The sequence below is a fragment of the Chryseobacterium pennae genome (genome assembly GCF_003385515.1).
Lineage (GTDB): Bacteria > Bacteroidota > Bacteroidia > Flavobacteriales > Weeksellaceae > Chryseobacterium > Chryseobacterium pennae.
The window spans coordinates 17,199-37,840 of the sequence record NZ_QNVT01000012.1; the positions used below are offsets into that span (position 1 = coordinate 17,199).

Below are 20,642 nucleotides of genomic sequence, written 5' to 3' on the forward strand. Positions count from 1 at the left end.
TTTATATAAAAATATTTTCTTTAAATAGAATGTCAGCAATTTACACTTTTAATTATTTAATGGCAACTTCATAAATCTTTGTCCAATTTTTCCCTGTCAACAACATATTATCACCTTTAAAAGCGATACCATTCAGAACATGCTCACTATCACCTTGATTATTTTCATCTGTCAACTTTGTGAAGTCGTATTTCTCTACTACTTCTCCAGTCATAGGATCAATTTTTATAATGACAGGTTTATGCCAAATGTTTGCATAAATAAAACCTTTATGATATTCAAGCTCATTAAGGTGTTCATATATTTCTGCATTACCAGCTACACCAACTGTTTTTACGACTTTAGAAGGCATGTTTACATCAAGAAAATAAAGATATTTTGAACCATCTGTAGCTACAAGATTTTTTCCATCATAAGTTAATCCCCAACCCTCACCAATTACATTAGGCAAGGGGAATTCTGAAAGTTTTTCTAACGTATTCTTGTTATAGACAAAACCAATTTTATTACGATAAGTAAGTTGATAAACCTTATCTCCAACTATTGTACAACCCTCTGAAAAAACATCATCAGGCTGTTTTCTTACCACAGAAGGAACTGTTGATCCTAAAGTATATTTTATCAGTTGGGATTCTTTCTCTAAGCCATCGCTTTCATAAACCGTATTTCCCTCCAGCAGAAAACCTTCTATAAAGTTATCCGGATTATGAGGGTAATCTGCTACAATCTGATAGACACCATTTTTCTCTTTACCTTTTGTAAACACATTGATTGTAGCATCCTGATTAAAAGTTTCTCCATTTTTAGCTTTAATAACAAACACAACTTTATTATCTCCCAAACTAAAAAATTTAGGATCTATTGCTAAACTTGAACTTTCTCCCTGCATAAAACTAATGGTAATACTTTTTGCATTTTCAGTAACTTCTTTTGGAAGTTGGAGCTTATCACCAAAATGATATCCTGTGGTCTCCATTGCAATATTATAATCTGCGAGAGAATCCATCATTTTTTTATTTTTATTACAGGATGTCAACAAAAGTATTGTAGCAAAGCCTGCTATAAGGTTAAATTTAATGATATTTTTCATGATTTTAAGGTCTATACTATAATCCCTAATAATGAAAATAGCGCTACCTAAGGAACGCTATTATTATAAAATGAATTATTGTGAATCGTTATTTCAATTGAACTTCATAAATTTTCGGCCAGTTCTTTCCTGTGACTAGCATATTTTCTCCTTTGAAGGCAATTCCGTTCAATACGTCATCACTTCCTTTGGTGTTTTGTTTTGCAATTTCGGTAAAATCAAATGTACCTACTACTTCTCCGGTAGCAGGATTGATTTTCAGGATGATTGGTTTTTGCCATACATTAGCATAAAGGAATCCGTTGTGATATTCCAGTTCATTCAACTGATCATATGCCTGTGAACTTCCTGCCACAGCAATATATTTAATCAGTTTTGAAGGATCATTCGGATCAAGGAAATATAAAAGTTTACTTCCGTCTGATGCAATCAGGCTTTTCCCGTCATACGTTAATCCCCAGCCTTCACCCAATACATTTGGATACGCAAATTCTGAAAGTAATTTCAGAGAGCTTTTATCATAAATATAGCCTTTCTTACTTTGCCATGTCAGCTGATACACTTTATCTCCCACAATAGTACTTCCTTCTGAGAAATCTTCAGGAGCCTGTTTAGTAGAAGCAAGTGGTGTAGTTGTTCCTAATGTATATTTAAGAATTTGTGAAGATCCGTTCTGACCGTCACTTTCATAAATAGTATTTCCTTCAGCCTGGAATCCCTGTACAAAGTTTTTAGGATCGTGAGGATATTCTGCTACAATCTGGTAAGCAATATTTTTTTCAGGACTTTTTGCAAACACATTGATGGTTGCATCCTGGTTCAATGTTTCTCCGCCTTTGGTTTTGATGTTAAAAGTAACAGCGTTATCGCCTAATGTAAAAAACTTAGGGTCGATAGTTAAGTCTGTAGTTTCTTTATCTCCAAAGCTGATGCTTACACTTTCTGCATTTTCTGTCACTTCTTTTGGAAGCTGTAACTTATCACCGAAATGATATCCCTTTGCTTCCATAGAATTATTGTATGTATTTAATGTGTTAAGAATCTCCTTATCCTTATTACAAGATGCCAGTAGTAAGATTGCTGCGAAACCCGCTATTATATTTTTTTTCATTGACTTTCTAAATATTTCCCCAAAAATAGCAAATTTTATTCCGTATTGCCAATATTATCCACAGGTTCGCCAAATTGTAGGATATATCCATTGTTATCATATACTGCGAATTCTCTCATCCCCCATTCAAACGTTTCAATTTCATAACAGATTCGGGCCTTTGTTTTAAGGTTTTCCCATAATTCATCCACTTTATTTACATTAAAATAAAATGATCCGGTAAAACCGACTGTGACCGGGTTTTCATGTTTGTTGGGCAAAGCAAGCATGATATACACATCGTCTTTCTGAAGCGAAACTCAATGCCACTCATCGTTTCTGTCTAATAGCTCAAAACCGAGAATATGAATATAAAACCCTATGCTTTCCTCTAAATTTTCAGTCCAAAGCATGGGACGAAGTCCGGTAAATCTGCTCATGATTTTTTATATTTCAAATGTATCTCTGTGAATTTTCATATTAAGAGAAACCCAGATTTCATCATCAATTTTAGCTTCATTTCTAATATCCGGATCAATGGTAAAACCTACTTTTTTATAGCATTCAATCGCTCCGGTATTCCAGTCGTATACATTCAGTTCCGCCAGCTCTCTGTTTAAATGGCTGAATCCGAATTTCAAAAGTTCATGCATTACCTTTTTACCATAGCCTTTTCCACGGTTATTCTCGTCCCAGATCAGGATTCTTCCCAGCAAAAATGTCTTTTCTTTTAAAAATATCTGAGCATGACCTATTGTATTCTGATGCTCCATATCCACGACTTTGAATAAGGTTCGGTTTTCATCAGACAAATCCATTTCAAGCTGACCTTCAGTCAAAGGAAAACGATACATAGGTCCCGCAAACTGAAGTAGAGATCTTTTATCTTTAATTTTTGAAATTAATACTGGCGCATCAACAATACTGAACGGCTGTAATTCTATCATGTTTTATTTTTCTAAATATTCTTTTAAACTCTGACCTAAAATAGCATTCCAGCCTCCGGTAAAATTCTTTCTTGAAAAGCCTTCTCCAAGGTCTTTAAAGTTTTCAATTCCCTCATGGGTTAATGTAACCAGAGTTTCATTATCTTCGGATTGCAGCTCCCATGTTACTGTTGTTTTCTGATCTGAGAAATCAGGATAAGCCCAGGTATGTTTTAATTTTTGACAGGAAATAATTTCCAGAATTTCGCCCTGATGATGGTATTTATTTTCACCTCCAGGTTCGTAGAAATTAAACACATTTCCTAATTCCGGTTCAAAATCCTGAATATCAAAATACCAGGATTTCATTTCATTTTTATCAGTTAATGCCCTCCAAACCTTATCGATGGGAGCATTTATTTTGTATTGAACGGTGATTGGAGTGTTCATATTACTAAAATTTAACTAAATTATTTTAACCACAAAAGTCACAAAAGAATCTTAACACTTAAGTTATTTTAAAGTTAATATTCTTGCCATTGAAAAGAACACTGAAATTTCAGAAATCTGTGAATTTTCACTTTGTGAACCTTATGCAAGTTAACCTTAATTTTAAACCTAGCTTAAATCCTTTTGTGACTTTTGTGGTTTTATATTTACTTTATCGTAAATATTTTATATTATCAGTGGGAAAATCCGGTAATCTTTGCTTCGTCAAAATCCAGCTGCATTTCAATGGTTCTCATCACATGATCATCGAATATTTTTTCTTTTTTCATTCTATGCAACTCATTTCTCTGGGCCTGAATAACCTGACGCAATACATCTTTATTCTCATTGACTGCAGTTACATAATCTCCGGTAGAAGCCATACATTGAGCTTTATCAGCCATCAGCATCATTTCATTTTCCAGTTTATGCTTTTGATGACGAACAAGGCTGTTGGTTACTGCCAGTTCAGAAAAGTCATTATCAAGTTTATGTAAAGCGGTTTCTTTAAGTTTTCTCATCAGGATTACCTCCTGTTTTTCTTCCGGTAATTCACTTCCTGCATCCTGTATATTCAATAATTTCAGGATTGGACTCAGCAATAATCCCTGGCCAACCAACGTAATTAATATGATAACAAAGGTTACGAATAAAATAATGTTTCGATGTGGAAAAGCTTCTCCATTAGGTAAAAATGCAGGGATAGACAATGCAGCGGCTAATGAAACAACTCCCCTCATTGCTGCAAAACTGATGATAAAGGGTTCACGCCAATCGGGTTTCGGAACTTTTAACCTTAATTCTTTGGAGCAGACTCTTGGGAAATACATAAGTGCATAGCTATAGATAATTCTAGTTCCGATTATGGCACCACCAATCACTACGCTGTAGAAAATCCCTTCTGAAACAGTATAATCTGTTAATCCTTCTACAACAATAGGCAGTTCAAGGCCGATCAGGATAAAAATAATGGTATTCATCAGAAATATTAAAACACTCCATACATTTCCGGACTGAATTCTTGAGGTATGACTCAGGTAACAGTGTGAATTATAAGACATCAATAGTCCGCCGGCAACAACTGCCAATACTCCTGAAAAATGAAAGTGCTCTGCTCCCACATACATGATGTAAGGAACAATAAGCGTGATAACAGTATCAATATTGGAATTTGTAGGAATAATTCTCAACAATGCTCCAAACAGAAAACCTATTGCAACACCCATTGCAATTCCCCCAATGGCCATAGTAAAGAAATCCTGAACAGCATCTCTCCAGATAAACTGCCCTGAAATGACGGCTGCAAGGGCAAATTTAAATACAATTAAACTGGATGCATCATTGATCAGGCTTTCTCCTTCCAGAATACTGGTAATTTTTTTTGGAATCTTCATATGCTTCAATACTGAAGTTGCGGCTACAGCATCCGGTGGAGAATTTACTCCTCCCAACAGGAAGCCCATCGCTATGGTAAGTCCCGGAATAATTGAAGATGAAAGATAAGCAACAACAACTGACGTTAAAAACACCAATCCGAATGCCATGGAAAAGATCTGTTTTCTCCATTTATGAAAATCCTGCCATGAAGTAAACCATGCGGCTTCAAATAAAATAGGAGGAAGAAAAATAAGGAATACAAGATCAGGTTCTATTTCTATCCGGGGCATTCCCGGAACAAAACTGATGAGTAATCCCGCAATCACAAGAAAAATAGGATATGCTACTTTCAGTTTTTGTCCTATCATTACCAATATCATTACAGACAGTAAGACTACAATAGATATTATAACATAGCTGTGAATCATTTTGAGTTAGTTTTTTTAAGTATTATTTTTTGTTAAGAAATGCTTCTTTATTTAAACCTAATGGATTTTTTAAATTTATCCGTTTGATTTTTTCCTCACGCAGATTTTCCAGATAACGCGGATTTCTTAATCTTTTTAAAGTACAATATTATTTTTTGGAGTGATCGCAGGCGGAAGATCAGTTTCGTCCAGCATATCTCTCATATCGATTTCTATAGTACGGCTGATCTGGGTAATGGGAACATCATTGGCACTTCCTTCAAAAGGATTTACTGATGCCTCTCCTACACTATCCAATGTATGAAAACACCATGTTACCAGTAATGAGAAAGGAATATTGAACCAAATTGTCCATCCTTCCACCATAGAGTTTTCTCCCAGTTTATCAAATTCTTTTAGTAATCCGAAAGGAACAAATACAATGAACAACAACAAAAGATAGGTTGTGATAGAAGAAAAATTTCTTGGATAGGGAAAGTTCTTGATTCTTTCTGCTTTTCCCTGACTATCTGTAAATTTCACCAATTGCTGGTTGATCTGTGTCCATTGGAAATCATTGATTTCTCCTTTTTCATAAGCTTCAGACAATTCTTTACTTTGACCGGCCATCAATTGTGTTGCCCTGTTTTTCTTACTCAGGATATATTGAAGTTCTGTTTCTGAAAGATATTTCTTCAGTTCATCATCCAGTTTTGAAAGCCGTTCCGGGATATCATATTTTTTAGCATATTCATCAAACTGTGCTGATCCTGTATTCTCCCAAATTCTGGGTTCTCTAAGCTGGAATCTTAGCGCCGTCAGCCATGCATAGTGACGCAGGAACATCGTTTTTACTTTACCTGAATCTTTTGAAATAAGAGCATCCCTTAAGATATACCCAAAGCTTCTGCTATCATTAATAATAGCTCCGTAAATCTGTCTTGCCTCCCAAAGCCTGCTGTAACTGGCGTTATTTTTGAACCCAACGATAAAGGCAACTGCTGTTCCCATGATTGCAATGGGTTGCCAGGGCACAGAAAGAAATTTCCAACCTAAGAAATAAAGAATCGTAGGAATGGCAGCCAATACAATTAAGGCATAAATACTGCGTCGTGTCCAACTGATGAACTCACGCGCTCCAAATCTTTTTCCTGAATGCATTATGTGTTATTTTTTTGTGTTAATTATTTAATAGTTTTCATCAGCGCATCCAGCAGAAAGGTCAGAATCAGTTTTTGGTAAATGGTATATTGTTATAAAAACCAATCTGGATCTGTCCTCTGTTTCTGTTTTCCTGAATCTGATTCATATATCCGGCTTCAATCCGCATATTTTTATTAATGACGTATCCTAAAGCTCCATAGACTCTGTTTCTATCAAAAACCGGGCTGTTGAAATGCAGGAAAATTTCATTATATACGGATGCGTATAATGTTTTCGGCAGCATTTCCTTTTGAGTGATCGGAATATTGAATCCCAGCATATAACGGAATCTCATTCTAAAATCGTCTTCCAGAAAACGTTCTTCCAAACGGTAGCGGTGCTGAAGGTTAAAACGTCCAAACTTCTGTTTGGTAATGTACTGCTGGAAGATTCTGTGTTCTATATTTTCCTTTTTATCTCCGTTTACATATGGCTGGCTAAGTATGAATCCATATCCCAATAACACGTTATTATTGTTTTCGGTGAGATCATACCCAACTCCGGTACGGATCAGAAGCTGCTCCAGATCACCAACGGCATCAAAGTTTCTGTATTGTACCTCATTGTGCCAGTTCAATTTTTTACTGATTTTATTATTTCCAAAATACATATACCATGCACCCAGATCACTTTTCTGTGCAAATGTAAAAACAGATCCCAAACCCAATACCGTGAATGCCAACTTCGTAAAAACCTTTCTCATGTTTATCAATTACTATTATCTATCGTTTTAACAAAATTAATATTTTAAATCAATAATAGCAAACGATATTTTATGATTGATTCCATCGAATTTGTATATTGGGTAGCATTCAATCTGGCTCCTATCAAATTTATCTAGTCTTAATCAGGAATCTGTTCCACCAGAACTTCTTTTCGGTCTTTATCAAAATAAGTACAGGTCATTGCTCCCAGATTTATTACCCAGCCTTCGATTCCGTTTTCCGCACAGTCCTTACAGAATGTCATGTAATCTGTGCCTCCCTGCTGGTGAAGTTTTAATCTTATTTTAAAATTTTCAAGATTCATCTTTTCAGAAACAATAAGTTTCTCATACTTAGCTCCTGTATGGACAGATTGATTATGACTATCAGAATATTCTGTGTTTCCATCATCAACATAGGCTGTATAGTGAGAGACACCTAGATTTTTAATAGCTTTTATATAGTGTGGGAAATCGGCTCCACTTTTTACTTTTTTATGCTCCGCTTTAATCTCTTCAATGGTAAATTTCATCATGTTATTTTAATTAATTATTATTCTGCTTATTCAAATTTAAAAATTTTAGGGATGCAAATATAACATCAAATAAAAAACCGGCAGTATGGCTGCCGGTAACTTATAACTATATTTCATATACAAAATATGAATCTTACGGATGTTGCTGCATTTTGGCAGGATCATCGTAATTAACCATCCAGTTGATCCCGAATTTATCAGTAAACATTCCAAAGTAAGCTCCCCAGAAAGTATCAGCCAATGGCATTGTTACCTGCCCATCTGCAGAAAGGCCATTGAATAATTTCTCTGCTTCTTCTTTGGATTCTGCATTAATAGAAATAGAGTAATTGTTTCCTTCTTTAAAGTTGGATGCCCATTCTCCGCCTGTATCACTACCCATTAATACCGTTTCTTTGGAAATAGGAAGGGTAACATGCATGACTTTGTTTTTATCTTCTTCCGGAAGCTCTTTTCCTTCCATTGGAGGCATTTCTCCAAAAGTTCCGATATAAGGATATTCTCCTCCGAAAACCGACTTATAGAAATCGAATGCTTCTCTGCAGTTTCCATTAAATGTTAAATAGACGTTTACTGTTGCCATGATTGTTTTTTAGTTAAGTTTTAATTTGTTTTGAAGTTTATCTATGCTGATCGATCAGGATCATATTTCCATCCGGATCTTTCAGGTACATATGTTCAGGGCCTGAAGTAGTTTCATCAGCTTCTTTATCAATTTCTACTCCATTTTCCTTCAAACGCTTCTGGATTTCACGTACATCGTCAAAGAATTCAAGATTTTGGGCATTTTCATCCCATCCCGGATTGAAAGTCAGCATATTCCCATCAAACATTGCCTGGAACAGCCCAATCAAAGTGGATCCGTTTTTCATGATCAGATAATTTTGCTCTGTAGCTCCTGCCATAGTTGTGAAGCCCAGCTTTTCATAGAAATCTTTGGACTTCTGAAGGTCTTTTACACTTAGACTGATTGAAAATGCTCCTAGTTTCATATTTTTAAGATTGATTGTGGACTAAGCCTTTTAGAAATTATATTTGTATGATTAAAGACAAATTTGCTTTACTGATTTTTTAAACGGGTTTTAAACTCCAGACTTCCGTCATAGCTTTTCCAGTCACCAATCAGTTCAATATACTGCCCTTCTACTTTTTCAGTTTTTCTATTCCATTTAAAGTTGTAAACGAATCGGCCTTTAAAGGTTCCTGAATGTTTTCCTTTATTCTCTTCAGACAATTCATATTCACCAAACACAGTTCCTTGTTTCTTGGCATCCTTATATTTTAAAATGGTAATTTTTCCTTCAAATTTTGCATAATTGGTGTCCACAAGAGAATATCCTGAAACAAAATATTCCTGGTCATTTTTTTTATTCTGTTCAGCAGTATTGATTTTAAGTTTCAGTTCCTGTCCCTTATTTCCAATAGTCCCGATATAAGGTTTACTGTTATTCAGCCATGTATTTGAAATATCCGGCATCTGTGCCAACACAAAATTGGTTGCCAATATGAAGAGCAATAAAAGTTTTTTCATACAGTGATTTTTTAGACTCCGAATTGTGACAGGTGATGGTTCAGATGTTTTGCAAACATATTATTCCATTCCTGTGCATTTAATTTTCCAAAAGAAAAAGACTCTTTACCATCAAAAGCATCTGCTCCCAATTGCTGGGTCTTCTGAATAAAACCGATCAGTCTAATTTTCTCTTCATCGAAGTTCTTTCTTCCTGTAACCAAAAACTGAGGAGCTGTGGGGGAATCCCTTGGGTATGCTTTTTCACCTACTACTTTAGGCTTAACAAAAGTCTTTAAAATAAACTTCGCAATAGCGCCCGGCTTTTTATGTTTTTCAGGCTCATATATCATTTCATAGGTTACACTACAGTGCGCCAACATCTGATCCACCGTCATTTTTCCCCATAATCCATGAGTATCTTCTACCAGTCTGTTTATTCTATCAATATAGTTTTGAGCATCTTTTGCGTCAAATACATTTTCCATATACGATCTGTTTTTACTACAGACAAATATATCAGTTTTTTTGTTTGATTTTTATTGTGGGAAGAATTTTTGTTTTGAGTTTGGGGAGGTAGCTTGCTAAGTTTGAGCGTCTGAAAATTACAGCGTGTTATACATTTTCGCCTTCCGAAGCTTCTTCCGCTTCAATTTCCTGCGGAACCGGTTTTTTGAATATAAACCAAAGTTTGATCTTTAAAGCAATCCATCCTATAATAGCATAAACCACTAAGAGAATACTTAAGTGCTCCAGATATGGGAAAGTAAGCTCTACAGATCCTTTCTGAATCAGCAGAATCTTAAATGCCTGTAAAAAAGGAGTGAGCGGAATAATATTCGCAATAAACTGTACAAAGGCAGGCATTGCATTTAAAGGCCATGTAAAACCACTGATAATAAATGCCGGTGAAGCAATAACCATAAGAATCTGTGTAGCTTTCAAAGCGTCCGGGATCAATATACTGATAAACACACCAAGAAAAGAAACCGAGCCTACAAAAACAGCTGTCAGAAGAATAAAATTAAATATACCTTCCGGCATCGGTACTTTGAAAATCATGTGCATCAGATAATAGACACTCACGATAAGAATGGAAAATACCCAAATCGGAATAACCTTAATCAACATCGTAGGAAATGCCCATTTTTTCATTTTCGCATACTCTTTTACGAAAGATCCTCTCTGGAATTCTGCTGCAAAACTTACTGCCATTGCCAACAGAATTACCTGCTGCAATACTACCGCCAACATAGCCGGCCACATAAAGATAAGATAGTTACTGGTTGTATTGAAAAGAGTGATATAGTTTGTTTTAAAAGGCTCATATTGTGTAACGGCCTTTGCAGCAGGCATTCCTGCTTTCTGTAAAGCCTTGATGGATGCTCCGGCAGAGAATGTTCCTATAGTAAGCTGGAGTGCTTTGGAAGCAAAGTTTGCTGTCAAAACGTTTCCGGTATTTACATATACGTTCAGTTCAGGGTATTTTTTCTGAAGCATATCTCCTTCAAAACGGGAAGGGATAATAACAACTGCCGCCGCCTCATGACGGATCACCTCATCTTTTATACTCAAAGGTTCCTGCAGGTATTTTATGACTTTGATACTTTTATTATCATCCAGCATTTCGGTTAACTGACTGGACAATGGCGTATTGTCTCTGTCAACAACCAATACAGGTGTATTTTCAACTTTTCCGCTTTGATAGACAAACCCCAGCAAGGTTGCATAAAAAACCGGTGCCAAAAAGAACACAGTCCTTAAGGTAGAATTGCTGATAAAAAGTTTGAACTCACGTTTTAAAAGACGGAAAAATTCTTTCATCTGTATATTTTAAAATTGTAAATAACCTGACGGAGCCTTTTTACAAAAGGAACATCCGTCATATTTTATTTCGTATTATTTAAGGATCACATTGGCATTCACCAGGAGCCCTTTTGCTTTATTCATATCTGTGGGTTTCACCTTGATCTCATAGACCGCATCCTGCAGCTGGTAATCCGGATAAGCAGTAGTGATATCTGCATATCTTGTAAGCTGTTTGATATAAACAACTGTTCCTGCCAGATTTTCTTTATTGTAAACAACCTGCATAGTAACGTTCTGCCCTTTTTTGTATTTTGAAATGGCACTTTCAGGAACGGTGAATCTGAAATAAGTACTTTCAGGAATATATCCGTTGAACAAAGCAAATCCTGCTGTTGCCAATTCTCCGGTATTTAAGCTGATAGTTTCAATTTCCATATCGTTGGTTGCAATAACGTATCTTTCAGAATAAGCTACATTAGCTTCCTGTAAAGCTCCTTTAGCTTGGGAAGCCTGCCCTGCCGCCATTTCTACTTTTTCGAAACGTGTTCCTCTGTTCACATCATCCAGTTCTGCTATTACAGCATCATACTGTGCTTTTGCACCCTGAAGCTTTGCATAAATTTCATCATGTGCCTGCGGAGACATCAGGCTGTCCCGGAACATATTATTGGCTCTTCTGTAGGATTTCTGTGCAAATTCATATTGCTCCTTCAATCCTTTATACTTCGCCTGAAGCTGTCTCAGCTGATCCGGTGTTGCTCCGTTTTTTGCCATCTGCTCCTGAGCAGTTGCAGCATTCACGGCTCCCTGCGCCTGTGCTATTTTTGCAGAAACCTCGGGAACATCAAGCTGAGCCAGGGTATCTCCTTTTTTTACAGACTGCCCTTCAGAGACATATATTTTTAAGATTCTTCCGGTAACCTTCGGAGCAAAAGAGATCACATCCTTTTTGGTTTTTCCTTCAGGTTCTTTTATCTTTTCGTTCTTTTTATCGCAACTTCCCAATAAAAACAGAGAAGCAATGAGTATAGATATATTTTTATGCATCATTTTAATTTTTAAGGGATTAAATAAAATCTGGTGATATCCAGTTCCTGAGTAGACCTCATCAGTTCTATTCCTGCTCTTCTCTGGTTGAAAATTGCATTCTGATATTCAAGTTCTACTGCTTCAAGGTCATTTTCCGCATCGATAAGCTGTGATGATTTGCTCATCCCATATCTGAATTCTTTTTCAGCCTGTACCAATGCATTTTTAGCCAATTCTTTTTCTTTAGCCTTTAAAGTGATCTGAGCAGAAGCAATATTATAATTGGTCTGGTTATTGGCCAGATTCAGGGTTAGCTTTTTCAGGGCATCTTCTTTTTGATTCTGCAATACTTCTTTACCAACTTTTGCTGTTTCTTCAGCATGTTTTCCTTCTTTTCCGTCAAAAATTTCCCATTTAAATCCAACACCAGCTGTAATCAACGGAAAAACATTGATATTGTTTGGGCTCCAGTCCAGTTTTTTCCCTTCATATCCTAATAATGGAACGGCAGGAACTACATTTTCAGAACTTTTGATACGGTTTCCGTATAACCCGATGTAATAAGCTGAGGCCATCAACTGAACTTTTGGAATCATCCAGGTCTTTTCAGCTTTTATTTTATAATCTGCAGCACTGATCCCATGCTCAAGGGCACGAACTTCAGCTCTCTGCTCTATTCCTTTTTCTGCGGCAAGAAGCTCTACAGGAGATAGTACGGGGTCTATCATTCTTAAACGTTCCCTGTCGATTCCTGTTAAAATATAAAGTTGGGTAAGAAGCAATTCTTTTTTCCCTTCATATTCTACCATCTTCGCATTTAAAGTAGCCTGAGCCAGTTCAATTTTTTTGTGATCGTAAGGAGTGATCAGACCATAGCCTAAAGCTTTGTCTGCTGTTTTTTTGTTGATGTCCAGTCTTTTTTTACTTTCGTCCAATACCTTTTTAGACTGATGGATCAATGCCAGCTGGTCATAGGCTTTGGAAATAGTGGCAACCACTTCATCTTTTGTTTTTTCCAGCAGTACTTCTTCAGATTTCTTCTTCTCTTCCACTGCTTTTTTCAGGTATTTCACCTTCCCTCCAGAGTATAGCAGCATCTTGGCATCTGCCTTTGCAACGCCTGAAAATCCTGATACATTGAAATTATTGTTGAAAGTACCTTCCGGAATATTGATGAAGGGAGCGAGATTAATTTCCGGTGACGTAAGTCTTGCTGTTCCGTTAAGATAACCTGCTTTACCACTTAATTCCAGAGTAGGAAGAAAGATATCTTTTAATTTATGTTCATCAAGATCAGTAAGCTTGTTTTGGGTAATCTGCATTTTCAGGTTCGAGTCCCGAACCATAGCACTATCCAGAAGTTCTTTAAAATCCGGCGCAGACTGTGCCCAGCCAAAAGCAGGAAAAGCAAAAAAACTAAACGTAAAAATCAATAAATTGTTTTTCATGGTTTATGTTTATAACAAATATAATGCAAAAATTGTTAAAATACTCAAAGATAATTTAACAAAACCCTGAATTTAAAATAAGTTTAAAATCTGTTTAAGTATAAAAGTCTTTGAAATAAAGTCTTATCAAAACCGTTTAAATGTTAATTAAAAACTAAAAAACTTTGAAAAAAAATTTAACTCCACTTTTAGTCATGCCCTTTCATTTCATTTCCTATCAGGAAACAAAGGCAATTAAGAGTTCTTAATTAGAAATTCAAATAGATAACATGGAACAAATACTACTATTAATTTGAGTTCGGATGAATGAAATACTGATTCTTTTAACGCTGGGATCGCAAAAGTTTTTAACTAAACTTGAAAGTAATTTCGTTCGCAAAGGCATTTCATTTAGCCAAGACATTTGCAACTTCATTGCTGAGTGAGACGCTTTGGCGATCATAAAAAATAATGACAATCAAAAAATGCAATCTATTGCGTTATCATCATATCATCAGCAATGTATAAAAGCGAAAACTCCCCACATCACTGTGAGGAGTTTTCTGTTTATAATAAGCTTGCAAATTTTACTTCTGAACTGCTTTTTTCATAGTGTTATCAGGTCTTAAGACTCTGTAGCGAACTTCTATGTCTTTCGGTACATAAAATACCAATGGCAGTTTACTGTTGTATCTTACAATTTCCGGCTTAAGGGTAACAAACTTTTTAGTCATTTTCTGTCCCGGGCAAGCCATTAATGTTCCTGCCGTTTCCCCTTTGGATTCTACTTCATAATAGTTGTATCCCCATCCCTGAAGATCCTGGCTTTTCATTTCTCCCATTAAAGAGTAATTGTTGCAGTCTAACATTTTTTCAGCACCAACAAAAACTTCTACTTTTAAATCGCTTTCATTCTTTGCAACAGGAAGCTGAATATATACTTGTTTGTATCCTTCTTTAGCTTTTGGGAACATTTCAATCTGTAGTTTTTCAAACTTTTCAGCTTTCTTTTGAGCGAAAGCACTTACCCCAGCCATCAATACCAATCCAGTAATTAAAGTTTTTGAAAATTTCATTTTATTTGGTTTTAAATTTCACGTATTTCCTAATAGCCAAAAATCATTCCAAAATCTGAACACCGGTTCCTTTTGTATGGGCATTCATCTGTGGGGCATAGTAATTCTGCATAGTGGTAATACCATTTGAGAACTTTCCGGATGCATTAGCAACTACATCGTATTCAAACACATATTTGCCTTTTGGCATATATTGAATATAGAAATTTGTGGAGGCATCTTTAGGAGATTGATAATATCCTAAATTATTTTTCCACTGATATCCTGATATTGCATTAACCGGTTCAAATCCTGCAGCACGCATATCTTTAATATGAATAAACTCCATCGCTCTGTCTGTATTCAGGATCATTCTTACGGTTACTTTGTCTCCTACTTTTAATGGAGTTTCCGCCGAAATTTTCTGAAGCTCTTCCCCGTTTACTGTTTTCACTTTTTTATAAAGCTCTTTGGTTACGGAGATATAATTCTCGGATGATTTGATTTTATCCAAATCTTCATAGTACTGCCAGAACAATCCACCCTGAACAATTCCTGGCCCCGGTTTGGTAACAGTCACCGTTCCAAGGTTTTTATCTACAGCCTCTGTTTTCACAGTTGATTTCACATATCCTGTTGCCTGAGTCTGAGGAACGATTTCTTTTCCACCCCAAACAATAGTTGCTTTATCACTTTCAGCACCCGTCCATGATTTTCCTGAATTTAAGATCGTAAAGATCACTTCAGCAGTTCCTCTTGAGCTTCCCCATGAGTTCACTTCTTTTTGGGTTACCAGCCAGATCTTCATGTCTTCTATAAAATTGGTATCATTAGCTTTTAATGTATTGAAAGCTTCCAAAGCCCCTGCATGGTTCACTACTTTAGAACTGAACCAGCCCCAGTCATTCAGATTCTGTTTCCAGTATACTCCCTGAGTTTTGGTATCTGTAGAAGTTTCTTTAAGGTAATTCATCAGTTTATCAGAAACATCTTTTACTCCATAATCATTCATGAGTAAAGCGGCACGGTGAAGTCCGAAGAAGGTAAAATCAGTTATTTTTGCCGTTTTTGCTTTTTGTTTTATCAATACTTTCAGGTTCGCCCCTTTTCCTTTTAAAGGATATTGTTTTTCCCAGTAGTTTCTGGTATCAAGATAATCAAGAACCCAATTGCTCCAAACATTTTCTTTTTTAGGATCAGCATATTTACTGATCTCATTGTCTACATACTGAATCAGTTTTGACACTAAAGTATTCTGCCCTGAACTCTGATAGTCTTTGGCGTTATCTTTTAACCATAGATTAAGTTTTCCTAGATTCTTAAGAATATATAATGACGTACTGTAAGAACTTGGATATCCCGCATACCAGGAGAATCCACCATCAGGATTTTGCAGCTTACTGAAATCATCCCAATCCTGATTAATTGAATTCCTCATCGTATTCGTATCAAACAGAAGGGCCAGCTTTTGCATTTGTTCATTTTCATTCTTACTTTCCAGCACCCAAGGGGTTTCTTCCAACAATAACTGTTTCAGCTCTTGATTTTTTTCAAGATTTGAATTAAGTATTCCTTTATTCTGATATTCATCAAAAACCGTCTTCATTTTAGGATTAGCCTTAAATACCTCTGAAGCCAGTATATCTGCAAACCACTTATTGAAAACAACATCAGCCGAACTGTTCTGATCATTTTTAAGGCTTGGAAGCGCAAACATAATCTCCCAGATAGGATTGGTTGTAAGTTCCAGTGTATTCGAAACATTGGACGCTGTTGTAGATGTATTATTTTTAAGATTATCCAGCACAAAAGTCTTCGTTTCTCCTTCTTTCACGAAAACCGGTACAGCATCAGTCACCAGCATTCTGTTTGGCAAGACTGCTACAGCCTGTTGCTCTCCGTCAGAATAAGCTCCAGCTTTTGCTACTACTTTCAAAATAATAGATGAAACATTATTCGGAACCTTTAATTTCCATGTTAATGCTCCGTTTCCGTTTTCATTTAAATCAAAATTCTGTGTTCCTGAGGTGATTCCGAATTGAGACGATATATTTTCATTGGTAAATGCGTCTAAGATCTGTAATTCGGCAGAACCGTTCATTTTCTTATTGGTAAGGTTAGATAGTTTTGACTGTAAGTTCAATTCATCTCCTTCTCTTAAAAATCTCGGATAATTTGGAGTCACAGAGAATTCTTTCTGTGTTACTACTTCTTTCTCCAATGTAGCAGCTCTTGCATCTTTTGTATGAGCAAGGAACATCAGTTTCCACTTCGTTAAAGCTTCCGGAGAAGTAAATTCAAAGTTTACATTTCCTTCCGCATCGGTTTTCAGATCCGGATAGAAGAATGCTGTTTCATTTAAATTCTGACGTACAGGAACCTTATCTAGATTTTCTTCAGCAGATCCTCCAGGAGGAGGCGTTTCTGCCTTCGGAGCCGTTACAGGTTCAGGAAGAACATTCTGTACAACCTCTATTTTATCTTCGACAGACGCAGCTCTCGCAGTTTTAAATCTGGCCCCTGCAATGGGTGATGGTGGTCGTGGTGAATACGATGGTGCTTTAACGCCCTCTTGATTTTGAATACCGGCAATCTCGCCTTGTAAAACATATGAAAAGTCACCATCAAACCAATTAAACTCAGGAACCGTTATCCCCTTTTCATTGAAATATCTCAATCGTTTCTGGTAGTTTTTCTCCAACAGATATTCTCTGATATCATAGGAGCTGATCATATTGAAAGGTCTATACAGTTTACTCCAGCCAAAATTATTCACAGCAAACTGGTCTAAAGACATATCATACATATTTGCCAATACCTCTGCATTTACCTTTTCTTTATCATTTCCAGTAACTTTTACAGTCCATTTTTCTTTAGCATTCGGTTCTAGCTTATCTCTGAAAGTGACCGTTTCAATCTTTAAAGGTTTCTCAGTGTCTTTTATTTTCAAAACTGCGGTCTCTGTTTTTACATTATTAAATGCGACCAACTGGAACTGAAGATTAAGTTCAGAAACACTCTTATCTTTTGGAATATCTGCGGTATACTCTAATATTCCTTTGTTAAACTGATGGGTTTCCGTAAGCGTTTTACCTGATCCATCCTGAACAAATACATTGACCAGAGCATCCGGAATTGCAGAATACACATATACTTTTGCTTTTTCTCCTCTTGAAAGCTCATCTTTCGGTGCAATAACCGTTAAAAATGTCTTCTGAACCGGTTTCAGGGAATTTTTATCCCAAACACTGAAATATTGAGAAGCCTTTATCGTGTCTCTTCCTTCAATATTGAAAAGCTCCAGCTGATAATCTCCAGCTTCAAGTTTTCCAAGATCCAGATCTAATCCAGTTTGTGTACCAGAAGAAGGTTGCTGCTGTCTTTCAACGACTACTTTTTCTGTTTTCCAGTTTTTGATGTCATCATTTTTATCAAATCTATCGTGCGGGAACTTACCTATAAATTCTTCTCTTGAATATTTTGGAAGATCCTGAATTTCTGATGTAAAATTATCTCTGAAAATTCTATCCGGAGCTGCCAGTTTTGACAACTTTACCTGATACGATTTTTTAAGAACCTGCTCATTATAATTCTTCGTCTCTACCTTTAGCTTGGTATTTTCATCACTGAATATATTCTTAATGTCATCAGCCTTGATGTAATGGGAAACTGAAGCAACCTTAAGATTTGTATCCGCAGATTGGGTTTCTCCATTAATGTCAGTGACAGAAGCATTGATTTGATAGTTATCAATCTGTATTCCTTCCAGTTTTTCATCTTTTTTAAGATCCAGACGAATAACAAATTCTCCTTTTTCATTGGTTTTAGCTTCTCCAAGAATTGAGTTTTCATTATCATTATCTCTTGGATACCACCAGAAATATCTCCATCGGATATTCTGTTTTTTGATCTCATAATGTACGGTTGTATTGCTTAAAGCGACTCCGGAGAACATCATTGCTTTCCCTTTCAGCTCTATGGTCTGACCGTATTTATATTCATCTTTTACCGGTTCAAAACTCACTTCAAACTTGGGTCTCTTATATTCTTCTACTCTGATATCTTTATATCCCTGGCTATTTCCATCTGTTCTCAGATAGAAAACACCATTCAGCTTTCCTTTTGGTAACATAAAACTTCCGTGATAGGAGCCGAACTCATTTGTGGTAAGGCTTTGGGAAGTAACTTCCTGGCTGTTGGCATCCAAAAGCGTAATCTTTTGATTCAATCCCGAAACTACGGTTTCAATTTCATTATTTAACCGGGTATTGACTACTTTGAAATACACAGTCTGTCCTGGTCTGTAGATCGCTCTGTCTGTAAAGATCTGTGCTTTGGAACGGGTTTCAACGTTAGGATTATAATTTTCATTGCCTGAATTCCCGTAAACCTGCATGATCTGGAAATCATTGGTTTTAGGCTGCTGAATCAGGAACGTTCTGTAATATTCCTTGTTGGCAGTGACTGGGAACTGAAAAACTCCTTTATCACTTGTTTTTCCTTCAATTTTATTAATGGAATTATTATTCACAAACTCATAAAACCTAAGGTTCTCGTTAGAAATAGCTTTTCCGTTTTCACTACTCACTAATCTAAGGTCGTTGGAAAGCGTGTTTTTGGAAGATTTAGACTGATAGATGATCTTATTACCGGAAACCAGAAAATAAAAATTCCTTTCAGGATCGTTATCTTTTGAATTGGTTCCTGCTACTGCATATTCTACCACATACACTCCTGAAGGAAGCGGTTTAATTTCCAGTGAAGTTTTATGAAGTTGATAATCTTTAGGATCTGAAAGCTGATAAGTTTCCTTTCTTACCAGGTTCTTTTTAATGTTTCCAAAATAATTATTGGCATAAGGATTCTGCGCATATTTTATGAATGGCAGAAAATCTTCTTTTACCGCATAAATGTTTAAAGAAAATTCTGAGATATTCTGATATTCTGCAACAAAATGAATTGGCAGATTATTCTGGGTCTGCTTCTCATATTTGATACTCAATACCGGATTAGTAATCTGATTTTCCTTGTTTTTAATGTTTTCGATGAAAGGGGATTTCGGATATTCACTTTTGGCCTGTACTGCAACAGAAATAGCTTCTTTGGCTTTCTTTTTCATGATAAGTTCATCCATAATCTCGCCCATGATGACTACTTTGTAATCACCCTGCACATCGGATTTGATAAGCGCCTGAAGCTGTTCAAGTTTATCTTTACATTGGTTGAAATTACAGTTATTCACCAATTTTTCCTTCATAAAATACAGCTTAGGATTCCCATTATTCTGTGCAATCAATTCATCAAAAACAGCATTAATTGTGGTCCTGTTCTCTGCAAGCTCATTTTTTGTGAAAATATTATTTTCTGATAAAAACCCGACTTTCTTAAGGGCATACCATTCATACAAACTTGGGAAATAGGCAAGGTCTTTCGTTTCTGAAAACAGTGTTTTATACTTTTCCAGTGAAGTCTTCTTCATGTCCTGTTTCTGCTGATCAAGCTCCTGATAACTTTTGGTTAAATAGTTCTTAAAGTCAAGTTTTGTCCAGGTCTCAATCTGTGCAAGATTCTGCGTATTGATATTGGTCCTTCCATTGATCTCCCAATAATTCTGATTGTAATAATCCAGAAAGAATCCGCTCAAAAGGACATTATATACCAGTTTCTCCTCTCCTTTCAGCTTTCCTTCTGATTCCTGGAGTTTTTTAAAGAATTTTGACGCAGCATCGTTCTGATCATCGTCTACAGTCTGATTTACAATACTGAACTCTGCTTTCAGGGAACGGATCAGCTGAATGGTATTATTTTCTTTCATAGCTTTGTTTTCCAGGTCTAAAATAATGGGAAGATTAGATTTATAAGCTCCTTTCTGACTGTTCTCTGCTATTTTTTTCCACTGGTCATCATAATATTTCTGTGCGAAAACCGGGGAAAAGCCCAATGATAACAGCGAAAGCATAAATATCTTGGAAAATCTTTTCATATGTATTA

General features: G+C 36.1%; 17 protein-coding genes and 1 pseudogene. All 18 read right to left on the reverse strand.

The features are described 5' to 3' along the window. Positions 1-52 precede the first annotated feature (52 nt). The 18 genes and pseudogenes from DRF65_RS13495 to DRF65_RS13580 all read right to left on the reverse strand — a co-directional run bounded on the left by DRF65_RS13495 (position 53) and on the right by DRF65_RS13580 (position 20,634). On the reverse strand, positions 53-1,078 hold the full coding sequence (locus tag DRF65_RS13495; RefSeq protein WP_394337819.1) for a glutaminyl-peptide cyclotransferase: 1,026 nt from the start codon (positions 1,076-1,078) through the stop codon (positions 53-55). Positions 1,079-1,178: 100 nt separating this feature from the next. Next, positions 1,179-2,201, reverse strand: a complete 1,023-nt coding sequence (locus DRF65_RS13500) for a glutaminyl-peptide cyclotransferase (protein ID WP_115971293.1) — start codon at positions 2,199-2,201, stop codon at positions 1,179-1,181. Between the two features lie 35 nt (positions 2,202-2,236). After that, positions 2,237-2,620: pseudogene (locus DRF65_RS29265) on the reverse strand (VOC family protein). Positions 2,621-2,626: 6 nt separating this feature from the next. Then, entirely contained in the window at positions 2,627-3,127 is a 501-nt protein-coding gene (locus DRF65_RS13510) for a GNAT family N-acetyltransferase (RefSeq protein WP_115971294.1), read from the reverse strand. 3 nt (positions 3,128-3,130) lie between these two features. Further along, positions 3,131-3,556 (reverse strand): SRPBCC family protein, encoded by a 426-nt coding sequence (locus tag DRF65_RS13515; protein ID WP_115971295.1) that lies wholly within the window; start codon positions 3,554-3,556, stop codon positions 3,131-3,133. Between the two features lie 233 nt (positions 3,557-3,789). Further along, on the reverse strand, positions 3,790-5,400 hold the full coding sequence (locus DRF65_RS13520) for a Na+/H+ antiporter (RefSeq protein ID WP_115971296.1): 1,611 nt from the start codon (positions 5,398-5,400) through the stop codon (positions 3,790-3,792). A 135-nt stretch (positions 5,401-5,535) separates the two neighbouring features. Continuing rightward, positions 5,536-6,540: a bestrophin family protein gene (locus DRF65_RS13525; protein WP_115971297.1), complete on the reverse strand. Its 1,005-nt coding sequence runs from the start codon at positions 6,538-6,540 to the stop codon at positions 5,536-5,538. A 67-nt stretch (positions 6,541-6,607) separates the two neighbouring features. Continuing rightward, entirely contained in the window at positions 6,608-7,285 is a 678-nt protein-coding gene (locus tag DRF65_RS13530; RefSeq protein WP_115971298.1) for a DUF2490 domain-containing protein, read from the reverse strand. Positions 7,286-7,425: 140 nt separating this feature from the next. Further along, positions 7,426-7,821: a DUF1398 domain-containing protein gene (locus DRF65_RS13535; protein ID WP_228438683.1), complete on the reverse strand. Its 396-nt coding sequence runs from the start codon at positions 7,819-7,821 to the stop codon at positions 7,426-7,428. 133 nt (positions 7,822-7,954) lie between these two features. Continuing rightward, positions 7,955-8,404, reverse strand: a complete 450-nt coding sequence (locus DRF65_RS13540; RefSeq protein WP_115971299.1) for a VOC family protein — start codon at positions 8,402-8,404, stop codon at positions 7,955-7,957. Between the two features lie 37 nt (positions 8,405-8,441). Continuing rightward, positions 8,442-8,813, reverse strand: coding sequence for a VOC family protein (locus tag DRF65_RS13545; protein WP_115971300.1), 372 nt, complete (start codon positions 8,811-8,813; stop codon positions 8,442-8,444). A gap of 68 nt (positions 8,814-8,881) precedes the next feature. Continuing rightward, complete coding sequence (locus DRF65_RS13550; protein ID WP_115971301.1) at positions 8,882-9,352, reverse strand: hypothetical protein; 471 nt, start codon at positions 9,350-9,352, stop codon at positions 8,882-8,884. An 11-nt stretch (positions 9,353-9,363) separates the two neighbouring features. Continuing rightward, on the reverse strand, positions 9,364-9,819 hold the full coding sequence (locus tag DRF65_RS13555; protein ID WP_115971302.1) for a DUF1569 domain-containing protein: 456 nt from the start codon (positions 9,817-9,819) through the stop codon (positions 9,364-9,366). Between the two features lie 127 nt (positions 9,820-9,946). Continuing rightward, positions 9,947-11,155 carry an ABC transporter permease gene (locus DRF65_RS13560; protein WP_115971303.1) on the reverse strand — a complete coding sequence of 403 codons (1,209 nt, stop codon included), beginning with the start codon at positions 11,153-11,155 and terminating at the stop codon, positions 9,947-9,949. A 75-nt stretch (positions 11,156-11,230) separates the two neighbouring features. Continuing rightward, on the reverse strand, positions 11,231-12,187 hold the full coding sequence (locus tag DRF65_RS13565; protein WP_115971411.1) for an HlyD family secretion protein: 957 nt from the start codon (positions 12,185-12,187) through the stop codon (positions 11,231-11,233). An 11-nt stretch (positions 12,188-12,198) separates the two neighbouring features. Further along, on the reverse strand, positions 12,199-13,617 hold the full coding sequence (locus DRF65_RS13570) for a TolC family protein (RefSeq protein WP_115971304.1): 1,419 nt from the start codon (positions 13,615-13,617) through the stop codon (positions 12,199-12,201). 566 nt (positions 13,618-14,183) lie between these two features. Beyond that, positions 14,184-14,672: a serine protease inhibitor ecotin gene (gene eco, locus DRF65_RS13575; RefSeq protein WP_115971305.1), complete on the reverse strand. Its 489-nt coding sequence runs from the start codon at positions 14,670-14,672 to the stop codon at positions 14,184-14,186. A 43-nt stretch (positions 14,673-14,715) separates the two neighbouring features. Then, positions 14,716-20,634 (reverse strand): alpha-2-macroglobulin family protein, encoded by a 5,919-nt coding sequence (locus DRF65_RS13580; protein ID WP_115971306.1) that lies wholly within the window; start codon positions 20,632-20,634, stop codon positions 14,716-14,718. Positions 20,635-20,642: the final 8 nt, after the last annotated feature.

Excerpts from the sequence above, each read along its gene's own strand:
- DRF65_RS13510 (WP_115971294.1), bottom strand. The coding sequence starts at position 3,127 with ATGATAGAATTACAGCCGTTCAGTATTGTTGATGCGCCAGTATTAATT.
- DRF65_RS13500 (WP_115971293.1), bottom strand. The coding sequence starts at position 2,201 with ATGAAAAAAAATATAATAGCGGGTTTCGCAGCAATCTTACTACTGGCA.
- DRF65_RS13550 (WP_115971301.1), bottom strand. The coding sequence starts at position 9,352 with ATGAAAAAACTTTTATTGCTCTTCATATTGGCAACCAATTTTGTGTTG.
- DRF65_RS13525 (WP_115971297.1), bottom strand. The coding sequence starts at position 6,540 with ATGCATTCAGGAAAAAGATTTGGAGCGCGTGAGTTCATCAGTTGGACA.
- eco (WP_115971305.1), bottom strand. The coding sequence starts at position 14,672 with ATGAAATTTTCAAAAACTTTAATTACTGGATTGGTATTGATGGCTGGG.
- DRF65_RS13555 (WP_115971302.1), bottom strand. The coding sequence starts at position 9,819 with ATGGAAAATGTATTTGACGCAAAAGATGCTCAAAACTATATTGATAGA.
- DRF65_RS13530 (WP_115971298.1), bottom strand. The coding sequence starts at position 7,285 with ATGAGAAAGGTTTTTACGAAGTTGGCATTCACGGTATTGGGTTTGGGA.
- DRF65_RS13545 (WP_115971300.1), bottom strand. The coding sequence starts at position 8,813 with ATGAAACTAGGAGCATTTTCAATCAGTCTAAGTGTAAAAGACCTTCAG.
- DRF65_RS13570 (WP_115971304.1), bottom strand. The coding sequence starts at position 13,617 with ATGAAAAACAATTTATTGATTTTTACGTTTAGTTTTTTTGCTTTTCCT.
- DRF65_RS13560 (WP_115971303.1), bottom strand. The coding sequence starts at position 11,155 with ATGAAAGAATTTTTCCGTCTTTTAAAACGTGAGTTCAAACTTTTTATC.
- DRF65_RS13580 (WP_115971306.1), bottom strand. The coding sequence starts at position 20,634 with ATGAAAAGATTTTCCAAGATATTTATGCTTTCGCTGTTATCATTGGGC.
- DRF65_RS13565 (WP_115971411.1), bottom strand. The coding sequence starts at position 12,187 with ATGCATAAAAATATATCTATACTCATTGCTTCTCTGTTTTTATTGGGA.
- DRF65_RS13515 (WP_115971295.1), bottom strand. The coding sequence starts at position 3,556 with ATGAACACTCCAATCACCGTTCAATACAAAATAAATGCTCCCATCGAT.
- DRF65_RS13535 (WP_228438683.1), bottom strand. The coding sequence starts at position 7,821 with ATGATGAAATTTACCATTGAAGAGATTAAAGCGGAGCATAAAAAAGTA.
- DRF65_RS13540 (WP_115971299.1), bottom strand. The coding sequence starts at position 8,404 with ATGGCAACAGTAAACGTCTATTTAACATTTAATGGAAACTGCAGAGAA.
- DRF65_RS13520 (WP_115971296.1), bottom strand. The coding sequence starts at position 5,400 with ATGATTCACAGCTATGTTATAATATCTATTGTAGTCTTACTGTCTGTA.